Raw genomic sequence first — 19,844 nt, 5'->3', positions numbered from 1 at the left:
ATAAGGACGAGATGATTAATGTTTTTGTTGTAGTGGACGTCATCGTCGTGAGATAAATCTAATTTAATTATTGGAACACCTGCAGGTCTTTGCGCATATTTTCTCCGTTAAGTTGGCCTCCTCACCAGTCTTTCATTGTGAAACAAAATCGAAATCAACGAACAGTATAATGTTTAATTATTGTTTTGGAAGGTGCTTTGTCCGATTAGGCTAGTTGTCTCTAGGTAAACAAAGAAAACGGTCATCTGCAAAAACTGCACGGTAAAATGAAAGAGGACACCTCTGAAGCCTATGGCTCTGATCGGATATCAAATTAAAAAACAAAATGACTATAATCAGGCGAGTTTTCTCTTAGGAGAGAGCTCGTCTTTTCTTCCGGGAGGAGAATAAAAGTATCCCAAATTCGACTATATTGCTACGTTCGAATAATAGATTTCGCGTGTCCTAGAGTCCCTGTTGCACAAGCAGAGAGTTTCTTTCATTATTCTTTCATAGTGGCATGTTATATTTACCGTGTTATAAATTTGTCTTAGATTAACAGAGGAGGAAAAACAGTAATGAAATCACGATATTGGACTAGAAAAGCAATGGTATGTTTCATTGTATTTGCAACGTTTTTTGGCAGTATTCCAAGTTGGATAAGTCCAGAAAGTTCTTACGTTCAAGCTGCAGGAGGCTTTGCTGGGGGAGCTGGCTCAGTCATGGATCCCTATCTCATCTCTACAGCTGATCAGCTAAGTGAAGTTAGGTTTTATCCGAATAGCTATTTTGAATTGCTTAATAATATTGATTTAAGTAACTACGGCGTTGGTAATTCGTGGGAGCCAATAGGTAATTTTGCTACTCCATTTGAAGGGAGTTTAAATGGTAATAATCATACAATCTCAAACTTGTATGTTAACACTGATTTTTCAAGCGTGTATTTAGGGTTATTTGGTTATATGCAAGGTTCTGGAAGTGTAACAAATGTAGTGCTTGAAAATGCGCATATAAAGGGTGACTACGAAATAGGTGCCTTAGTAGGATATGTTAGTAACGGAACATTTGAAAATATTACGGTTACGGGATCAGTGTATGGGGAGGAAGACCATGTAGGTGGGGTAATCGGTTATAGTGAAAATACGAAACTTACTAATGTTAATGCTGACGTATATGTAGAAGGCTTTGAATATGTAGGTGGTCTATTCGGTAGCGTTATAGACGGTACTATTCGTAATAGTAGTTCAACGGGAAATGTATTTGGCCATCAATATATAGGCGGGCTAGTAGGTGCTCTTAATCAATCATTAGTTAGTGAAAGCCATTCTCATGCAGATGTATCTAATACGGATGATGATATGGGCGGATTAATTGGAAACAGTATGAAATCACATATTGAACATTCATATGCTACTGGCGATGTAACGGGAGAAGATGATTTAGGGGGATTGGTTGGGTACAGCGAAGAGACAACAATTGAATATTCGTATGCTACAGGTCATGTAACAGGAGGCGATGATGTAGGTGGCTTAGTAGGTGATAATGAGGGAGGTACTATCTCTAATAGCTATGCTACAGGAGATGTGATTGCAGAAGCATATGTAGGTGGTTTAGTAGGTGAGAATGAATCTCCTGCGACAGCAGATTCGTTAATTGAATTTAGCTACGCGAAAGGGAGCGTAAGTGGAATTAGTGAGATAGGCGGAGTTGTAGGTTACAACTATAAGGGTATTGTTAATAATAGTTATGCAACAGGCTCTATCACTGGAGAAAATATTGTAGGTGGTTTAGTAGGTGATAATCTAGAGGGAACAGTTAAATATAGCTATTCGATTGGACTTGTAACCGGTGATTATAATGAAGGTGGATTAGTCGGGTCAAATATGGATGGCAGTATTGTACGCAGTTATTATAATACCGAAACCTCAGGACAGTCGGATAATCTGGGTGAAGGATTAGCTACACAAGCAATGAAAATAATTGACTCTTATGTGGATTGGGATTTCGATAATGTATGGCAGATAGATGTTCATAATAATGGCTATCCTTATTTTAAAGCGTACCAACCTTTTATTACTTATGTAAGTAATGATTCAGATTTAGAAGGTGAAGTAACGAGTAGCAATGCCTATATTTTGAACTCCCCAGTAGTAGTAATTGGAAATAATAAGAATTGGGAAATGCCAGGCTTTATTTTTAATCATTGGAATACAGAAAGAGATGGTAGTGGGATCTCATACAATGAGGGTGAGACGATTTCATCCAATACAAGCATCCTATTATATGCCATTTGGGTAGAGAATAATGAGAAACTCAGCGGGTTGCGTTTATCTCGAGGAGCAAGCTTAAGCCCAACCTTTTCAGAACATGTAACGAGTTACACAGCTTATGTAGAAAATTCTGTTAGTAGTATTAAAGTAACGCCAGACCTTGTTTCTTCCGCTTCAATAGCAAGAGTAGCGATTAACGATAAAGCGGCACAAATAGTACAAAGTGGTGAAGAAAGCGCTGAGCTTATCTTGAATGTGGGCGTAAATACAATTAATGTGGTAGTGACAGCGGCGGATGGAACTACAACGAGAACGTATACCGTGACTATAACGCGTGGAAATCCTCAAAACGTAGCAGCTCCTTCTCTTAGCTCCAATGCTAATATGAAGCAAATAAGTTTAGATATAGGCGTACAGCTAGATGGCGAATTTAGTCCAGATAAATTGAACTATACACTAAATGTAAATCATAGCGTGCATCAAGTAAGGATCACCCCAACTTTAGCGAATGATAAAGCAATGGTAGAGTTACAAGTGAATGGTGTTACTTATGTTGCTAAGAATGGTAGCGAGAGTGGTGAGTTGCCGCTAATAGTAGGTTCTAACGTCATTGAAATCATTATAAAAGCAGAAAATGGTACCATTAAACGTTATGCGCTGACAATTGTACGTAATGAAGAAATAGCAGTGGATAACAAATGCTTATTTAAAGACATTGAACATCACTGGGCAAAGACAGACATTTGTGAAGCAGCAAGCTTAGGAATTGTAAAAGGAACGAGTGCTCAACATTTTGGGGCAAATAATGCGGTTACTCGTGCGGAATTTGTCGTCATGTTACTTCGTATGCTGCAAGTCGAGCAGCTTGAGGAGTCAGCTCCTATTTCTTTCCTTGATCAAAATAGTATTCCAGAATGGGCTCGCCCGGCTATGTACACAGCACTTAAGCAAGGAATAATAGAAGGATATAATAATGGAACGCTGCGTCCATTGGATACAATAAATCGAGCAGAAATGGTGGCAATAATTGCACGGGTTATGAACTGGACAAAAGGTGATATTAAAGTATCAGCTTTTTCGGATGATACAGACATTCCCGAATGGGCCAAAGGATATGCGCAATCTGCCCTTGAACATGGCATCGTAACAGGCCGCGCAAATAATATGTTTGAACCTTCTGGTATAACAACTAGAGCGGAAGCAGCAGTTGTTATATTACGACTTCAAAAAATTTTATAAATTTATTTGAAATGCCCACAAAAGATAATGGTGAATTTTTTATCTCTCAAGGAGATTAAGCCGACCTTACTTGGCGAGCAGATTAGTTCGCTTGGATCGTGGGCCTGCCCATGCATATTTAATTAGAAGTCAGAATGAGGGCGCCTAAATGGGTGCCCTTATTTTGCTTTTAGAGTGGTGCGCTCTGCCTGATCACAAAAAGATATTAACGAAACAACGATAGAGAAAATATATACATTATGTTATATTTTTACTATCAAAATGATCCGTTTTGAATAGGATCTACTTCAAAATAAGGGGAGTTCACATTGTTACAGATTAGTCATCGGAAGCTACCAATTAAGCAAACTGTATTATTTGTTTTGGGCATTATCGTATTTTCTTTATGGTTTCATATTCAAGAAGTACAAGCGAGTCCGAATATTGAAGTCAAAAAGGCTCGAGAAGTAACAGATTTTAATGAAAACTTCCCAGGCGCAATTGCCTACAACGGGGATAGGTACATTTACAAACACTATATATCAGAGGATGGGTTAACTTGGAGTGAATATGATACAACGTTTTATGATGCAAATAACAAAATAACTTTAGGTGGCCTTGAAGAAAAAACCATATGGGATGGAAAACGCTTTGTAATGATTTACGGCGATGATAAGATCGCAACCTCCACTGATGGAGTAACGTGGAATTCTACTCATATTCCTCACAAAGATGCTGATAAAGTGTATACAATTCAGGATTTTTTATTTGTGAATGGCACTTATTATTTTGTAGCACAAGATCGCCCCAAAAAGGTTTATGTAGATAGTAAGTTAGGTGGCTGGTTTTATGTAGCTGGCCCAAATTACTTTTTCACGAGTAAAGATTTAAAAAGTTTCAAACTGGGGACTAAGGAAGGAATGACGAGAAGTGCCAGTGAGGAACGGCCAATTTGGAATTTAATGTGGACAGGGAAGTATTTTTTGGGGAATGGAAATGCTGTAGCTATGTCTAAAGACGGAAACCACTGGATAGGTGGCGACTCAGACAAATTCATAAGCTTTGGCAACTCGCACAATTTAAACTACACCTGGGATGGTAAGAAATTTTTTATAGCAACCCCTAGTGAGAAGGGGAATGATATATTATCCTCAGTTGATGGACTTAATTGGAAGTCAGTCTTGAGCATTTCTAATAAAAAGGTCGTCTTTACAAATGTGGGTTATAACGGAAAAGAATATATTGCAATAGGAAAAGGAAAAGTTTTCTACTACTCACTTGATGGTGTAAAGTGGAATGAAGTTGAGATAGATAGTAAAGAGGCGAATCTTCATAGTGTATTGCCAACAAAAACTGGTTTTCTCATAGCAGGCGATGCAATTTACAATATTACCAATAAGGATCTGCACACACCGAGTAATTGGGCTGCTGCGGATATTCAGAAAGCAACAAAAAACCAATTAGTATCGGATGAACTACTTAGCTATTATAAATCAAATATATCTCGAAAAGATTTCAGTAGAGCCATTATTCAATTATATGAGGCTCTAACTGGTTTGACTGCGGAGACTGCGAAAACTAATCCATTTGTGGATACATCGGACAGTTATATTTTAAAGGCCTACGAGCTTGGTATCGTACAGGGAAGAGAGAAAGGCAAGTTTGCTCCGAATGATCCCATTACTAGACAAGATATTTCGATATTGCTCTATAAAGTATTAAAAGCTGCTAATATTCAGATTTCAGTAGAAGGAAATAGTTGGCAAACTTCTTATCAAGATGTGGATCATGTAGCAGCATATGCGGTACAAGCCCTTCAATTCTTCAACCATAATCAGATCATTAATGGCAAAGAGAACAACCGGCTTATACCGAAAGGCAATACAACAAAAGAAGAAGCGATAGTTTTGCTGGAAAGAGTTTTCGAAAAATTTAATACGAGACCTATAGTCGAACTAGAAGAGAGTATTCCTGTTTCAGGTATTGAGGCTATGCAAGTCCATATGGAAAATAAAGGATATTCGTTCGGGTTAGATAGAGTAACGAGAGAAAATTATAAATTCTACTCATTAAAGAATAACAAAAATCAAAAACTTGTAGCTTACGAACAAGCTCCAAAGAAAGATCAAGCAGATATCGATCGATCAATTTATATCTTTTCAATGGATTATCCTGATTATTTTTACTCAGACATAAATTTGACAATTGACTACGCTCCTAAAAAAGATGATTATAAACTCCCACTCCTTCAAGAAATGATTGAAAGAGAAAAGGGGGTTGAACTGCCAGGTTTAAGTGATGAACTGAAAAACACTTTGCAGAATGTCAAGATATCTTATGCGCAGAACACAGGGAGAAAGTATATTAAAATTAATGGAATTAACATTATGTATATTGTGTTTCGAGAGAGTAACAATGAGGAATATATATTAAAGGTTTACTATCAGTCTGCAGATGTAGACTCCGGGCAGGAGTAACACGAAAGTTCGCTGCTGAACTCATTTCCTGAAATTTAAGGCACCCGATTTGGGTGCCTTAAAATTTCGCTCTATAGATGATATAGCAGAAGAGTTTGACAAAAATGACAGCGAAACAGATACAGAAGTAGCCATTGGTGAACATGATTGGTAGTGATGAGGAGGAAAACGGTATAGCTATCTACTTTAATATTTCAATGCCTGTTATGGATTTTCTTACTGAGAGTCATAATGCAATGCAGAGTCATGGAGTTAAACTATATGCCGAAATATTCGTTAACGGACAGGGAGAACGTCGATATTCATCTTTTGAAAGTGAAAAAAACGATTTGTTCTCCAGTTATTTCAATAATACTGCATATAACTCTTTTTTCTTTTCCTGCTACCCCGCAGAAAATATATCACAAATCAAACAATTTGGTTATTTTTATGATGAACCAAGCTCCTATTCAATTGAAGTTAAAGGCGGCAGAGAAACTTATAAAAGTCGAGAACTTATACAAATGCGTATGATAGCAAAGAATCCTAACAAACAAATACAATCTTTTTATCGAACAGTTCAAAGGGACTTAAAGAAAATTTCAGGATTGCAAAAGCATACCCAAAAGAATTATTTTTACTTGCCAACGGAAAAAAATATCATTCCTGCTAATCCACAATCACAGAACACAAGAGATAATTGGGAAGACTTTTATCTTTCAAAAATGGAGAGTGTTGAATAACTTTGAAAATAATAAAAAATGTCTTGCACAGAATTAATCGGCGTCTTGAGCGGGGCACGTTCTAGTGGCCGGAGTGACAGCGGGAAAGCGGTTGTGGTTTCAGGTCATGAGCTTCGTTGGTTTAAGGATGGACTTACAATAAGCCAGTGACATTCCTACATGCAGGATGTAGTAACGCAATTGATATTATGGAAAAATATATTAAAATAGAATATAAACAGGGGATTTATTATGAATATTTTTATTGAGGAACATTGGAATCTTGAAAAACATGAACTGCCCGGCATGAATTGTATCATCTTTCCAAATGGCACTGTAACCATTTTAAATTGTTACAGCACATATAACCCCAACACAAAAGAGAGTGAATTTTTTTGCTCTCCCTTGTGTGACACAACCATTGAAAGCATAGCAAAGTATAATGTTGATTGTTGGACGGTCGTTGATGAATGGGTCAGCATTGATTATCAAGACGGGAAAATCTATGGCGGTGATGGTCAAATGGGCAATGAAGGATTTATTGCTTGTACGGATGCTGAAGACCGTTTAGTATGGGGAATATTTTTTGAAAATTCAAATCCTATAAAAGACTTAAAAATGAAAGATAAAAACCTAATTGCTATTAATGAGCATACCGAATTACAAATTGAAATCAACTTAGAAAACCTCACCCAAATTAAAATGACATGCTTAAAATCCTATTAAGCTTTCATCATCTTTGCTTTCTCCATATACCACGAAGTAAGCATATTCTAATATTGAAACCATGATGTAATCCAGAAGCTGCATGCGGCAGGAAATTTTTAGAAATAATCCGCATTTAAGGAAACGATTACCAAATTAGATAACTTATTAATTCTCAAAAGAAAGTGGAGATGAACATGTACATAAGCAAATGGTGGGGAGATTTAATTGGCGTTTCTGATGATTCCCTTGCATTAATAGACTATTTGGAACAATTGGACTTAACGGATGTGACGCTTGATCAGATTTTAAAGGACTTGGGTTTCGATATTCTGCTTTCTGAAGGGGACTTGAAAAACGGTGGATATATTGGATTTGATATGAGAAGTGCTAACGGCAAGTTTCGGGTAGAACTTGATATTGCCTGCGGTGCATTAATCGATCTTTCAGCCATTGTGTTGGAGAGTCTTATCTCAGGCTATATCGATTTGCATGATTTGGATGAGGCTAGGCAGCCGCGCAAACTTTATATTGATGCCTCTGAAGAAAAAAGAAGGCTGCTTCAGAATGAATTGAACAAGTTTTTCCGTAATCCACTGTCCTACGATTTAGCCAAGCTTGTTCCGACCGATGATATGAAGGAGCTTGCGGAAAAGGCAAAAATGATTGCAGATGAGCTGCTTCTTGGCGGCCCATTGCCGTATTGATTGTTCCTGGACAGAGCGATACGATCCGGGCACCTTTTTGCCCCCAAACCCATGATTTTTTTTTTACCATTTGAATAACCCCATGCTTCGAAAAAATTACGGTTCAAATGATTTCAAATAGAGCAGGTGTGAATCGTTTGTTTCCTTTTCAAGCGATGGCACAACTGGTTATCTGCTCAGAATTTAAACATTAGCTTCATTAATAAATGGCCTCCCCCTAAGATAGATATACTTTCAGCGTCTCTTCAGCGGAGCTTAAGTTTAGGTTCATATGTAAAAATTTGAAATGGACTATAATCGAGGTAACCAATTTTTAGATGAAGGAGACATCTAGATGGAAACCGTTAAAAAGCCATTTCATTCTAAGTTTAAGATTAAGCTCAGCTCAGTCAGAAACAAACTAGTCATCTCGTTCATGCTTATCCTGTTGCTGCCTAGCTTAGCAATTGGAGGTTTTTCTTACATAACCGCAAAAAATAAAGTAGATGATCAGCTGCAGAGCATGGCTACAACCGATATTTCCCTTGTTAGTAAAATGGTTGACCAGTACATACAAGCAAAGATTACTGATGTAGATATGTTGTCGCAACAGCTATCGAATCAATCGGCTAGTGAGCAGCTTAATGTGTATGCACAGAACCACCCCGAGGTTGAAGCAGTCACGTTTGTTCAGAGCAGCGGTGATTATCTTTATGCCCCTAGCAGTCTAAAGCTTGCCTCGGATTACAATCCGAAAGAAAGTACATTCTACACGGAAGCGATTAAGAGTAATGGCACGGTCGTTATTACGGAGCCGTATACGTCTACGGAAACGGGAAACACGGTTGTAGCTGTAGTAAAAGCTTCAGCTAATGGTCAGTCGGTAGTCGCCGTCGTGCTTAATTTGACTGAGTTGAAGCAAATCGTTAGCGATGTGAAAATCGGCGAGAATGGCTTTATTATTATTCTCAGCTCCGATGGATTCGGCATTGTTCCTCCTCCTTGGGGGGTAGGTGAAGCGCAGGAGGGGACTAATAGTGCCGACGCCAATGCCAATACTAGTGTCAATACAAATGCAACAGAGGAATCACCAGCTAATACAACCGATCAACCGCCAGCTTTGTTTAGTGAAGAGTCAGGTCAAATTGAACAAGTATCTCCGGATGGTGATACTCGGCGTTTGATCTACATTACGAATTCATTAACGGGTTGGAAAATTGCGGGCGATCGTTCTCCAAGTGAGGTTACACGTACAGCGGCTCCCATTCTAAACAATACGTTAATTGTAGTAGTGGTGTTCACGCTTATTGGAGCGTGCCTGATGTTTTTTATCGTTCGTTCAATAACGAAGCCATTGAGAGCTCTAACGAATACATCCCGGATCATTAGCGAGGGAAATTTGAGTCGGCGGGTGGACGTTAAGTCGAAAGACGAGTTTGGAGAGCTTGGTGCTACCTTTAATTCAATGGTCGATTCGCTTAGATCGGTCTTGTCTGAAGTAGGCCATTCTGCTAATCAGTTAGCAGCTTCGTCAGAACAATTATCGGCAAGCGCAGGACAAACCGCTTCCGCTACGGAGTATATTGCAGGCACAATTGAGCAGATGGCGGATGGCGCCAATGAGCAGGTAAGCTTAGTCGACGAAAGTGCGGGAACAATCCATGACGTTTCGGGTAAAATACAGCAAATTGTCGATCATGCTCATACGGCTGCAACTATGACAGAGCAGGTTTTGGTGAAATCAACCGAAGGCGGACAAGCTGTTCAAAGCGCCGTGCAGCAAATGAGCTCAATAAACAGCTCAGTCGACGGATTGGCTGACGTCATTAGCCATTTGGTTCATACTTCAACGGAAATTAGCCAGATTATTGAAGCTATTTCATCTATATCCCAGCAAACCAATATACTAGCGTTAAATGCAGCAATTGAGGCAGCTAGGGCGGGGGAGCAAGGTCGCGGATTTGCCGTAGTTGCGGCAGAAGTTAGGAAGTTGGCCGAGCAATCAACGAAGTCGACGGAGAAGGTCGCTGCTCTAATTGTCGCTATTCGCGACGAAATCAGCGCTGTGGAAAATTCAATGCGAGTAACTACAGATGAAGTGAGCGTAGGCATGAATGTCGTTCAAATGGCGGGTAGGCTGTTCGCCGAGATTGAACGTTCTGTCGACGAAGTGGATAACCAAGTACGCGAGGTGACGATGACGGCAGAGCAGATTTCTATAGGGACAACACAAGTCGTGAAGGCGATTAAAGACATCTCGCATGTTTCTCAATCGACGGCGGCAGGTGCACAGACAGTATCGGCCGCAACGGAACAGCAGCTTGCTTCGATGGAAGATATATCTTCGTCTTCGTCCCATCTGACCCGTATGGCAGTCGAATTGCAAGCGGTTGTGGATAAATTTAAGCTATAGTGGATTTAGCGTCAAAAGGTGTCCGAATGGGCGCCTTTTTATTTTGAAGAGTATATGATCATGGTAAGGGCTTTTGCCGTGTACGATTAAACAGATGACGCGGGGTTTTTGCTGGAGCGATAAACAGGAGAAGACCGTTATTTTTACGACAAAGAGACAGCGCCCTTGGGGTGCTGTCTCTTTTGCTTTGGCTATGTTAAATTCTAATTTCCCACTGTACAATTATCCACATGCTACGTGTAGGATTTTCTATTTATTATAAAGGGATATGTCCTTAAGATAAGAGTGTAAGCAACATTACTTACAAAAACGGAGGTCAAAAAATGTTGAATTCATTGAAAAAGAGAAAGTATTCACCGTTGCTTTTGCTCGCAAGCATTTTAATCGTAGCAGGCTGCGGAAACAACAATAACGCTGCTCCAAACAATCAAACGCCTCAGGCAAGCAACAGCGCGGAGCAGGCTCCTTCGGAGCAACCGGTCGAGAAAGTTACCTTGAAGGCTATCGGTCATGCGAGCTGGTTCAAAACAGGCATTGATGCTGTTCTGATGGATGCAGCAGATAAGGCAGGCATATCGTTAGAAATTGAGAAGGTTCCGGAAGGTACAGACGGCGATAATCTGATCAAGACGAAATTCGCGACAAAGGACATTCCGGATCTCCTTTTCTACTACCCGGATACGAATGATAATTCGGGTCTCGGCAAGCTTTCAGACGTATTCGTGCCACAGGATGATCAAGAATGGATCGCGAATTTCGACAGCAGTGCATGGAACTACTTAAGCAGTGATGGGCATGTGTACGGTGCCCCTTACGGTGGAGCTAATATTGGGGTAGTGCTCTACAATAAGAAGGTATTTGAGAGCTTAAATCTAGAAATTCCAACTACTATGGACGAATTCTGGGTGACGGCAGACGTTATCAAAGAGGCGGGCAAAACACCTGTATATTTATCCGGCAAGGATTCATGGACATTGCAGCTTGCCCCGCATCAATCCGGCGCACGTCCAGCGGATAGTGATTTGTTGAAGAAAATAGAGAAGAACGAGGCAAAGCTGACTGATTGGAAAAATAAAGAGACGGGTATCACATTCCTTAAGGATATATTCGAGAAAGGGTATACGAATAAGGATGTTCTCTCTGATACGTATGACAACGCGCAGCAAGCATTGACGAATGGGGATGCCGCTATGTATTTCATGGCTACCTGGGTAATGAACGATATCGTCACCAAGTTCCCGGATCAAGTTAACGATATTGGCTCCTTTATTATGCCGTTCGACGGCGATCAATCATATGCTACGGCGTTTGCTCCTAATGCCATATTTGTTCCAAAAGGAAAAAATCAGGAAGCAGCGCAAAAATTCATTAATTATTTTGAATCTGTTGCGACGCAAGATGTCTACTTCAGCAATGAAGGCGGTATTCCAACAATTAAAGGCGTATCTAAGCTTACACTAACGCCTGCTGAGATAGAGGCCAAGGCGTTCTCCGATGCAGGCAAAGTTTTCGCTGGAGATCCCTACAAGATAAAATATGCTTATGACGCCAATTTCCCAAGCTATTTGCAAGAAGTTCTTGTGAAGGATAGAAGAACTCCGGCTCAGGTTATGGAAGGCATACAGAAAGATTTTGAGAAAAATGCGAAAGCCAAAGAAGATCCGAATTTCAAATAAAGCGGAGAAGGGGTTGGATTCTGCGTAAGCAGCCGCCCCCTTCTTTCTCTCGAGGTGTCCTATGCTTCAACGATATTACTATTCTCATATGCTGCTAGTTCCGGGTCTCATTCTGTTTGGTGTATTTTTTATTGTACCCTCGTTGGCGGCTTTCTATTTTGCCTTTACGAATATGGATGCTGCCTTTCAAGTTACGCGATGGGTTGGATTCGACAACTTCAGGATTCTGTTCGAAGATGATGATGCGATCCTTGCTTTCAAGAATACCTTTATATTTGCAGCGATAACGACGGTGTTTAAAGTATTGCTTGGGTTCTTTCTGGCTATCTTCGCCAATCAAAAGCTGAAATCGGTTTTGTTTCTTCGTTCCGTAATCTTTTTTCCTGCCATATTGAGTACGGTAGGCGTAGCAACAGCTTTTGTGTCATTCATGCATCCGAGTAATGGGTTGCTTAATGGTTTTTTGGAGCTTGTTCACCTTGATGCGCTTAAGCGCTCTTGGCTAACCGATCCTTCCATCGTTATTTATTCGATTAGCCTTGTTGAGATATGGAAATGGACCGGTTTTTCGATGATGTTGTTTCTTGCTGCATTGCAGACCATTTCGCAGGATGTGATTGAATCAGCACGAATTGATGGAGCTTCCTCGTGGCGCATGATTAAGGACATAACGGTCCCAATGATTATGCCTGTCTTGAATACGACCGTCATCCTCAATTTAATTGGGGGATTGAAAGTGTTTGATATTGTGTATGCTTTGACGGGAGGCGGACCTGGAAGTGCTTCGAGTGTATTGAACACGCTGGTCTACCGGGCATTTTCCAATGGCCGCAATGGAGAGGCGACAGCGGCGAATCTATTGCTATTCGTCATCGTGCTTGTTGTCGTTCTGCTGGTTAACCGAATTTTAAACCGACCTACTGAAAGGTGATTCTATTGAAGAAATGGAAGAGATACATCGCGGAGTTTATTGCGATCCTAATCAGCGGTTTTGTAGCGATACCGTTGTATCTGGTCGTCATAAATTCTTTCAAGACAAAAGCAGATGCTGCAGAGATGAGCCTATCCTTGCCCAAAGTTTGGAACGTGTTGAAGAACTATGAGGAAGTGCTGAAGGCGGCCAAAATCCCGCAAGCATTTTGGAACACCTCCGTTGTGACAGTAGGCTCAATCATTGTGCTCATTATTCTATGTTCATTGACTGCCTTTATCATTCAGAGACGAAATAGCGCAACAACCAGAATCACAGAGATGCTTATTATTACGGGAATTATTTTGCCGATTACAGTGATAACCACGTTTTATTTAATGGATTCTCTTGGGCTTGTCCGAACCTACATGGGTGTCATTCTCTTATATGTATCTGGAAATTTTGCTTTCACAACTTACCTGTACATTTCTTTTATTAAAGGTATTCCCAGAGAATTAGATGAAGCGGCCATGATTGATGGGATTGGTCGAGTCAGCCTGTTTTTCAAAATCATTTTTCCATTGCTTAAGCCGGCTACGGCTACCGCGGTAATCGTGGCTTTCATGTCCATCTGGAACGACTTCTTTACTCCGTTTTATTTCCTGAATACAGCGAGCAGGTATACGCTCAGCGTTACGATCTATTTTTTTATGGGGCAGCATTCAAGCGACTGGAATCTGGTCTTTGCCAATATTGTTATCGTCTCGTTTCCGGTCATTATTCTTTATTTATTCATGCAGAGGTACATTATTTCGGGGCTAACCGCCGGCGCAGTCAAAAGTTAATTCAGGAAAAAGGAAGGATTGGGTGATTTGAGAAACATACACTTACTTTGCAATGCACACCTTGATCCCGTATGGCAATGGGAGTGGGAGGAGGGCGCTGCCGCTGCCGTATCTACTTTCCGTTCGGCAGCGCAGCTATGCGAAGAGTACGAGGGCTTCGTCTTTAACCATAATGAGGTTATCTTATATAAATGGATTGAAGAGTACGAGCCAGAGCTGTTTGTTCGAATTCAGAAGCTCGTAAAGCAAGGGAAATGGAATATCATTGGCGGTTGGTATTTACAGCCGGACTGCAATATGCCATCAGGAGAGTCGATCGTCAGACAGATTCTGCTCGGCAGAAGTTATTTCAAACAAAAATTCGATGCGGAACCGACAACGGCCGTTAATTTCGATACGTTTGGACATAGTCGTGGCTTGGTACAAATCCTTAAAAAAAGCGGATTTGATTCTTATATTTTCATGAGACCGGATAGTCGTGAGCTAAGCTTGCCGGCAGAGGATTTTACTTGGGTAGGATTTGACGGATCAGAAATAGCTGTTCATCGCATCTATCCAGGGTACAATTCAGCCATGGGCAAAGCGGCAGAGAAAATCGACAAGTGGATGGATGCCCATAAGGACAAGCAGGTTGGATTAATTGCATGGGGAGTCGGCAATCATGGCGGAGGGCCATCTAGACTAGATCTCGATAGGATTGGCGAAATGATGAGCAGTTTGAAGCAAGATGTGCTCATTCATTCTAACCCGGAGGCGTATTTCCAAGAAATAAGGGAACACAATACGGTCCTTCCTAAGTTTGAGAGGAGCCTAAATCCCAACCAGGTAGGTTGTTATACGTCCCAGATCAGAATTAAGCAGAAGCACCGATTGTTGGAGAACGAAACCTACTTGCTTGAGAAAATGCTATCAAGCGCTTCTATTCAGGGCTATATGACATATCCGGCGTCGGAAATACACGAAGTCCACCTTGATCTGGCAACGGCACAATTCCACGATATATTGCCAGGTTCATCCGTCGAGCCCGTTGAACAATCATCCCTACGAATTATGGATCATGGTTTAGAGATCGTCTCCAGACTAAGAGCGAGAGCTTTCTTTGCACTCATGAACGGTCAGTCCGCTGCTCTGGAGGGGGAAATACCGATCATGGTATACAATCCGCATCCATTCCGCGTTGCAGGTATTTTTGAATGCGAATTTGTTCTTGCTGATCAGAACTGGGGACCCGATTTTGCTTGGCCCGTTATTCGCCAGAACGGAAATCTCATTGCCAGCCAGGTTGAAAAGCAACTGAGCAATTTAAACTTTTTCGATTGGAGAAAAAGGGTATCCTTCTATGCAGTTCTAGAGCCTTCGCAGATGAATCGGTTTGATTGCAGCACACAATTTATACCGGAGAAGCCCAAGGTGCAGCTTCAGGAGCAGGATGGGAAATTTACGTTTGTTACGGAAGAGCTGGAAGTTGTAATCAGTGCTAGCACCGGACTGATGGATAAGTATTGTGTGAATGGAATAGATTTTCTGAAGAGCAACGCTTTCCTGCCGCTGGTCATAGACGATGACGACGATGCGTGGGGAATGGCGGTATATCGTTTTTCAGATGTGTTAGGGCAATTTGAGCTGATGACGCCGGAAGCTGGAGCGAAGTTCTCCGGTACGACTGAAACCGCTGTTTCTTCGGTAAGAGTCATTGAGGATGGCGAAGTTCGGACTGTCGTCGAAGTGCTCTTGCAATATGGCAGCTCGGCGATATGCCAAACGTACAAGCTGCCCAAGCGTGGAACCAAGGTTCAGGTTCAAATGGTCGTGCATTGGAATGAGAAGAGCAAGATGCTGAAGCTTTCCATCCCCACTGAATTTGCAGAAGCTAAGTATTTGGGTCAAACAGCTTATGGCATAGACAAACTGCCTGATGATGGCTCAGAGGCTGTGTCACAGAAGTGGTCGGCAGTTGCCTCGCAAGAGGACGATGCGATGTTTACATGTATAAATGACGGGGTATATGGATCCGACTACCAGAATGGGGAAGTCAGAATTTCCTTGCTGCGATCGCCAGGTTACACGGGACATTCCGCCTTCGACGATTCTGGGTTTGATAGAAGTAGAACCATCATGCTTCAGGATCGCTATTCTCCACGAATAGATATTGGCGAACGGACGTTTAATTTCTGGTTTGATGGCGGACGATACGATGAGTCTCTTGATCGTGCAGATAGAGAAGCATTGATCCATAATGAAAAGCCGGTTGCGCTCTCAGTATTTCCTTCCGGGGCCGGAGTACCCGCACAGCCTCTTGTTATTCTGGACGACCAAGTTATTCAATTGGCGGCTTTCAAGAAAGTAGAGTTTGGCGACGATTATATTATCCGTTTGTTCGAGCCTACGGGGAGGAGCCGAACCACGGCACTTCAAATTCCTTTGTTCGGCATAGAACAAGAAATACATTTCAATGAATTCGAAATCAAGACGTTTCGGCTTAGCACGGTAACGAAGTCGTTGACAGAGACGGGCTTAATGGAAAATTAAGCTCGATCCTCCGGGTTTCGATATTCAGATGGAGTCAAGCCAACGACTGTTTTGAAGACGCGGCTAAAGTAATGCTGATCCCGATATCCGACGAATTCGGCAATATCCTTCAGCAGCATCGAGGGGTAAGTGTCTATAAGCTCCTTGGCTTTATTCATGCGCAAGGTTGTGAGCAATTCGACAAACGATTTGCCGCTGTAGTCTCGGAATAAATTCCACAAATTCGTATTAGAAATCTGGAATATGGTTGTGAGATCTTGAATCGACAACGGTTCTCTCATATTTGTTTTCATATAAGTCTCGATTTGTTGATAAAGATCTTCTCTGCGATTGTTTTTAGTTTCAGGATTCCACGTGTGTACAATAAAATTCCAGTAAGCTTCGGCAGCCTCCTGAAAAGTAGGCGTTGTATAGACAAGCTCCTCTACCCGTAATTCGAGCTTCTTTAACACATTAATGTCAGGTACAGGGGATTGGTTCTCGATCAAATGCAGTATTCTTTTTAAATATTTCTCAAGATAAATGGAAGGGGTTTGTTCCTTTTCCGCAATCTGAAATATTTGAAGGATATATCGTTTAATCGAAGACCAGTCCTTGTTTGACAAATAGGAAACAAGCTTGTATTCATCGGAGACGGTCAGAAGGACAGCGAATGGACGGACTGTGCTGGGTGCTTCGGCAGCCCTAATGAGCTGATGCTTGCCGATTACAACACTTCCGTACAGACGCTCATTTAATAGCACATAGACCTCTTTGAGTTTTTCAATTATTTGGAATCGCTCGCTGTACACAATGGTCACAGGCTCATCAGCATGGTAGAAATACGTCTGCGTATGTGCCATAATTTTATCCAATAGGCTTCTAGGCAGCTCATATCCAGCGATGAGCACGGCGATTTCTTTGCCAGACTTTGTGGCAAATGCCCAGAGCTCATCAGGAGCGCTTACAAACGGACGGAGGGAATCAAGATAGAACTCAGTGGGATCCTGCGTTTGCGGAAACATAAAGTCTATATCTATAGACGATTGGTTTTGTGAAATGAGAATCAGAACGTATTGCTCGTAAGGAAATATCATTTCTTTGATTTCAGTGGGAATTTCTAGAGGATGCTCCGAGAGGAGCATCCTCTTTATAATTTCTTGGCTGCGTAAAGTCGCTTTTTGCTGTTGCTGCTTGTACAGATTCAGGATCGTTTGATTGAAGACTTCGTTAGACAAAGGTTTGAGCAAATAATCGGCTACGTTGGAGCGCATCGCCTCTCGTGCGTAGTCGAAAGTAGAATGTCCGCTTACCAAGACAACCTTAATGGCAGGCCATCTTTGTTGAATGGTCCGGGCAAGCTGCAGGCCGTCTACTCCCAGCATCTGTATGTCGGTGAATATAATGTCCGGAAGCAAAGCTGGAATTTGCTCAATTGCTTTCTGTCCGTTATAAAATTCATGAATGACCTGCAAGGGGATCTCTGGGTAATCGTTATTAAACTGCCTAATCAAATGCTTCAGTTCCTCGATAAAGATCGGCTCATCATCTACTAGGATTATTCTCATACGTCTGTCTCCCTCTATTATGCGTTAGTTTATGATTTTTCCAATTAGAATGACGGATGAGCCGTGGTCCGGGTTGTTCTTCAATTCATACGTAAATGACTCTTTCGCAAACAGCTTCATTCTGGCCATTGTGCTGATCAGTCCCATCCCGCCGAATGTCAATTGCGCATTGGGCTCCGTATCGAGCCCTGAAATATAATTTTCAATTTCCGTTTTACAACGGTTCAGGTTATCGAGTGTCCATCCCACCCCATTGTCGCATATGGTTATTCTCCACTCTTGCGAGTCAACGGTAGCATGCAGCTTAATAATTAATGGACGATCATCATCGGGAAAGCCATGCTGAATACAATTCTCTACCAAGGGCTGCAGGGTGAGTTTAGGCAACAATAGGTTGGCTAGTGCGTCGTCAATTTGTATGTCATAATGCAAGCGGTGCAAATAACGTGATTTCATTAATTCAAGATATTTCGTCGTATAAGCAGCCTCCTTATCGAGCATGACGATAGCGGATCTTGTTTCAATGGAATACCTGAGAAAGTCAGCCAGGTTGCTGCAAATGTAAGTTAGCTGTTCGGTTTGCTTGTTCCTGCTCAGAGCCTGAATGACTCCAAGCATGTTGAATAGAAAATGGGGATTGATCTGGGACTGCAGTGAATTGAAATGGGACTGCAATTGCATGGTTCGAAAATGAATCGTCTCTTCAAGGGAATGGTGCAATCGTTCATTCATTCGACGAAACGAGCGGTTAATTCGTTCAATCTCGTTCATTTTGTATTTGTTTTCAATTTCAAGCTTGTTGTCTTCAAGATCTATGGAATCAATCACTTTTTTCAGCTTAGTTAAAGGTGAGGTTAAAGCTTTGGAAAGGATCAGAAACAAGATTACGGAGAAGAATAGAACAACAAATATCGTGAGTAGAGCGACATTGCGAAACAATTTAATAGGACCAAGCAGCTTGTTCTCGGGAATGGCAAGTACAACAGAAAGATCCATTCTATCCGAGGATTGCATAAATAAGTGTTCATTCCTATCGGTAGTTTGATGGACGAACGACTGCTTGGAAGACTCTTGAATGAAATTCCGATAGCGGATGATATCATTTGCTAAGAGATGGTCAGGTGCACTAGAGCTTGTCCAAATCACTTCGTCGTGGGCTACAATGAGGAAGTGATAATCGGTTAATTGCGAGACTTTGTAAAGACCGACAATATTCGCGGCTTCGATCTGGACTTCGATATAGCTGGATTGGTTAATACTGTCCAGTGCGCGAGTAAACGAGACGGTAGAGACATTATTGCTTGGCATCCAGTGATCACCTGAATCAAAACGAATGACAGCGGCTCCTTCCGCACTTCTAGCTGGCGATAGCCAGTTGTCGTGCAGAATGGATTGAGCGAGAGTCAGCTGAACGGGCTTAGTGGAGAACTGTTCCCCTGATTCATTAAACACAGAGATGCGATAATAATTCTGATAAATCGAGTTCATCAGCAAGAGGAATCTATCAATGGATTGACGGGAGTAGAACTCTTCCAATTCATTGTTGGAGGAGGTAAGGTTTTTAAGATAATCAATCATATTGTGACCAGTATTATCGTAGCTCATATAAAATTGAGTGCTGATCATATTAAACTCGGTTGAATAATCCTCGAGGTTTCCAGTAATGTTGGTTATAATTTCATTTAAATTGCTCGTAATATTATCTTCAATATTGTTTTCTAAATAGGTATAGATCGGAATCGCTACTCCAACGCCGAGCAGAATAAGAATGAGCATATAGGTTATAAAAAGCTTGGCTTGCAGGCTCTTAAGCATCAGGCCAGGTCACTCCTCTGCTCTTTCGGCATGTAATTAAAGTGATTGTAACATAGATCCACATTCATTTTGG

At 41.4% G+C, this 19,844-nt stretch carries 12 protein-coding genes; 10 read left to right on the top strand and 2 right to left on the bottom strand.

Translation table 11 applies throughout. From position 1 onward, the window contains the following. The first annotated feature begins 557 nt into the window (after nt 1-557). From E0496_RS06785 to E0496_RS06740, 10 genes are all read left to right on the top strand, one after another. A complete protein-coding gene (locus E0496_RS06785) occupies nt 558-3,488 on the top strand; it encodes an S-layer homology domain-containing protein (RefSeq protein WP_141500875.1) in 2,931 nt (976 codons plus the stop codon). Between the two features lie 308 nt (nt 3,489-3,796). Continuing rightward, nucleotides 3,797-5,944, top strand: coding sequence for an S-layer homology domain-containing protein (locus E0496_RS06780; protein ID WP_141500874.1), 2,148 nt, complete (start codon nt 3,797-3,799; stop codon nt 5,942-5,944). Between the two features lie 143 nt (nt 5,945-6,087). Continuing rightward, entirely contained in the window at nt 6,088-6,666 is a 579-nt protein-coding gene (locus E0496_RS06775) for a hypothetical protein (protein WP_206669723.1), read from the top strand. 231 nt (nt 6,667-6,897) lie between these two features. Beyond that, nucleotides 6,898-7,371, top strand: coding sequence for a hypothetical protein (locus E0496_RS06770; RefSeq protein ID WP_141500872.1), 474 nt, complete (start codon nt 6,898-6,900; stop codon nt 7,369-7,371). Between the two features lie 176 nt (nt 7,372-7,547). Then, nucleotides 7,548-8,057 carry an imm68 putative immunity domain-containing protein gene (locus E0496_RS06765; RefSeq protein ID WP_141500871.1) on the top strand — a complete coding sequence of 170 codons (510 nt, stop codon included), beginning with the start codon at nt 7,548-7,550 and terminating at the stop codon, nt 8,055-8,057. A 334-nt stretch (nt 8,058-8,391) separates the two neighbouring features. Next, a complete protein-coding gene (locus E0496_RS06760) occupies nt 8,392-10,449 on the top strand; it encodes a methyl-accepting chemotaxis protein (RefSeq protein WP_141500870.1) in 2,058 nt (685 codons plus the stop codon). Nucleotides 10,450-10,772: 323 nt separating this feature from the next. Beyond that, nucleotides 10,773-12,125, top strand: a complete 1,353-nt coding sequence (locus E0496_RS06755; protein ID WP_141500869.1) for an ABC transporter substrate-binding protein — start codon at nt 10,773-10,775, stop codon at nt 12,123-12,125. Nucleotides 12,126-12,186: 61 nt separating this feature from the next. Then, nucleotides 12,187-13,056: a carbohydrate ABC transporter permease gene (locus E0496_RS06750; RefSeq protein WP_141500868.1), complete on the top strand. Its 870-nt coding sequence runs from the start codon at nt 12,187-12,189 to the stop codon at nt 13,054-13,056. Nucleotides 13,057-13,061: 5 nt separating this feature from the next. Continuing rightward, the gene (locus tag E0496_RS06745; protein ID WP_141500867.1) at nt 13,062-13,880 is read left to right on the top strand and encodes a carbohydrate ABC transporter permease; all 819 of its coding nucleotides are present in this window, start codon (nt 13,062-13,064) and stop codon (nt 13,878-13,880) included. Between the two features lie 27 nt (nt 13,881-13,907). Next, a complete protein-coding gene (locus E0496_RS06740) occupies nt 13,908-16,409 on the top strand; it encodes a glycoside hydrolase family 38 N-terminal domain-containing protein (RefSeq protein ID WP_141500866.1) in 2,502 nt (833 codons plus the stop codon). Here E0496_RS06740 and E0496_RS06735 read toward each other — a convergent pair. Together E0496_RS06735 and E0496_RS06730 are read right to left on the bottom strand one after the other, a co-directional pair. Then, a complete protein-coding gene (locus tag E0496_RS06735) occupies nt 16,406-17,956 on the bottom strand; it encodes a response regulator transcription factor (protein ID WP_141500865.1) in 1,551 nt (516 codons plus the stop codon). The genes E0496_RS06740 and E0496_RS06735 overlap by 4 nt on opposite strands. A 24-nt stretch (nt 17,957-17,980) precedes the next feature. After that, nucleotides 17,981-19,771, bottom strand: a complete 1,791-nt coding sequence (locus tag E0496_RS06730) for a sensor histidine kinase (protein ID WP_141500864.1) — start codon at nt 19,769-19,771, stop codon at nt 17,981-17,983. Between the last annotated feature and the right edge of the window lie 73 nt (nt 19,772-19,844).

The sequence above is a fragment of the Paenibacillus luteus genome, assembly GCF_006542765.1.
Classification (GTDB): domain Bacteria; phylum Bacillota; class Bacilli; order Paenibacillales; family Paenibacillaceae; genus Pristimantibacillus; species Pristimantibacillus luteus.
This window is presented reverse-complemented; position numbering and strand designations above follow the sequence as displayed.

Excerpts from the sequence above, each read along its gene's own strand:
- E0496_RS06785 (WP_141500875.1), top strand. The coding sequence starts at position 558 with ATGAAATCACGATATTGGACTAGAAAAGCAATGGTATGTTTCATTGTA.
- E0496_RS06775 (WP_206669723.1), top strand. The coding sequence starts at position 6,088 with ATGATTGGTAGTGATGAGGAGGAAAACGGTATAGCTATCTACTTTAAT.
- E0496_RS06770 (WP_141500872.1), top strand. The coding sequence starts at position 6,898 with ATGAATATTTTTATTGAGGAACATTGGAATCTTGAAAAACATGAACTG.
- E0496_RS06765 (WP_141500871.1), top strand. The coding sequence starts at position 7,548 with ATGTACATAAGCAAATGGTGGGGAGATTTAATTGGCGTTTCTGATGAT.
- E0496_RS06760 (WP_141500870.1), top strand. The coding sequence starts at position 8,392 with ATGGAAACCGTTAAAAAGCCATTTCATTCTAAGTTTAAGATTAAGCTC.
- E0496_RS06755 (WP_141500869.1), top strand. The coding sequence starts at position 10,773 with ATGTTGAATTCATTGAAAAAGAGAAAGTATTCACCGTTGCTTTTGCTC.
- E0496_RS06750 (WP_141500868.1), top strand. The coding sequence starts at position 12,187 with ATGCTTCAACGATATTACTATTCTCATATGCTGCTAGTTCCGGGTCTC.
- E0496_RS06735 (WP_141500865.1), bottom strand. The coding sequence starts at position 17,956 with ATGAGAATAATCCTAGTAGATGATGAGCCGATCTTTATCGAGGAACTG.
- E0496_RS06730 (WP_141500864.1), bottom strand. The coding sequence starts at position 19,771 with ATGCTTAAGAGCCTGCAAGCCAAGCTTTTTATAACCTATATGCTCATT.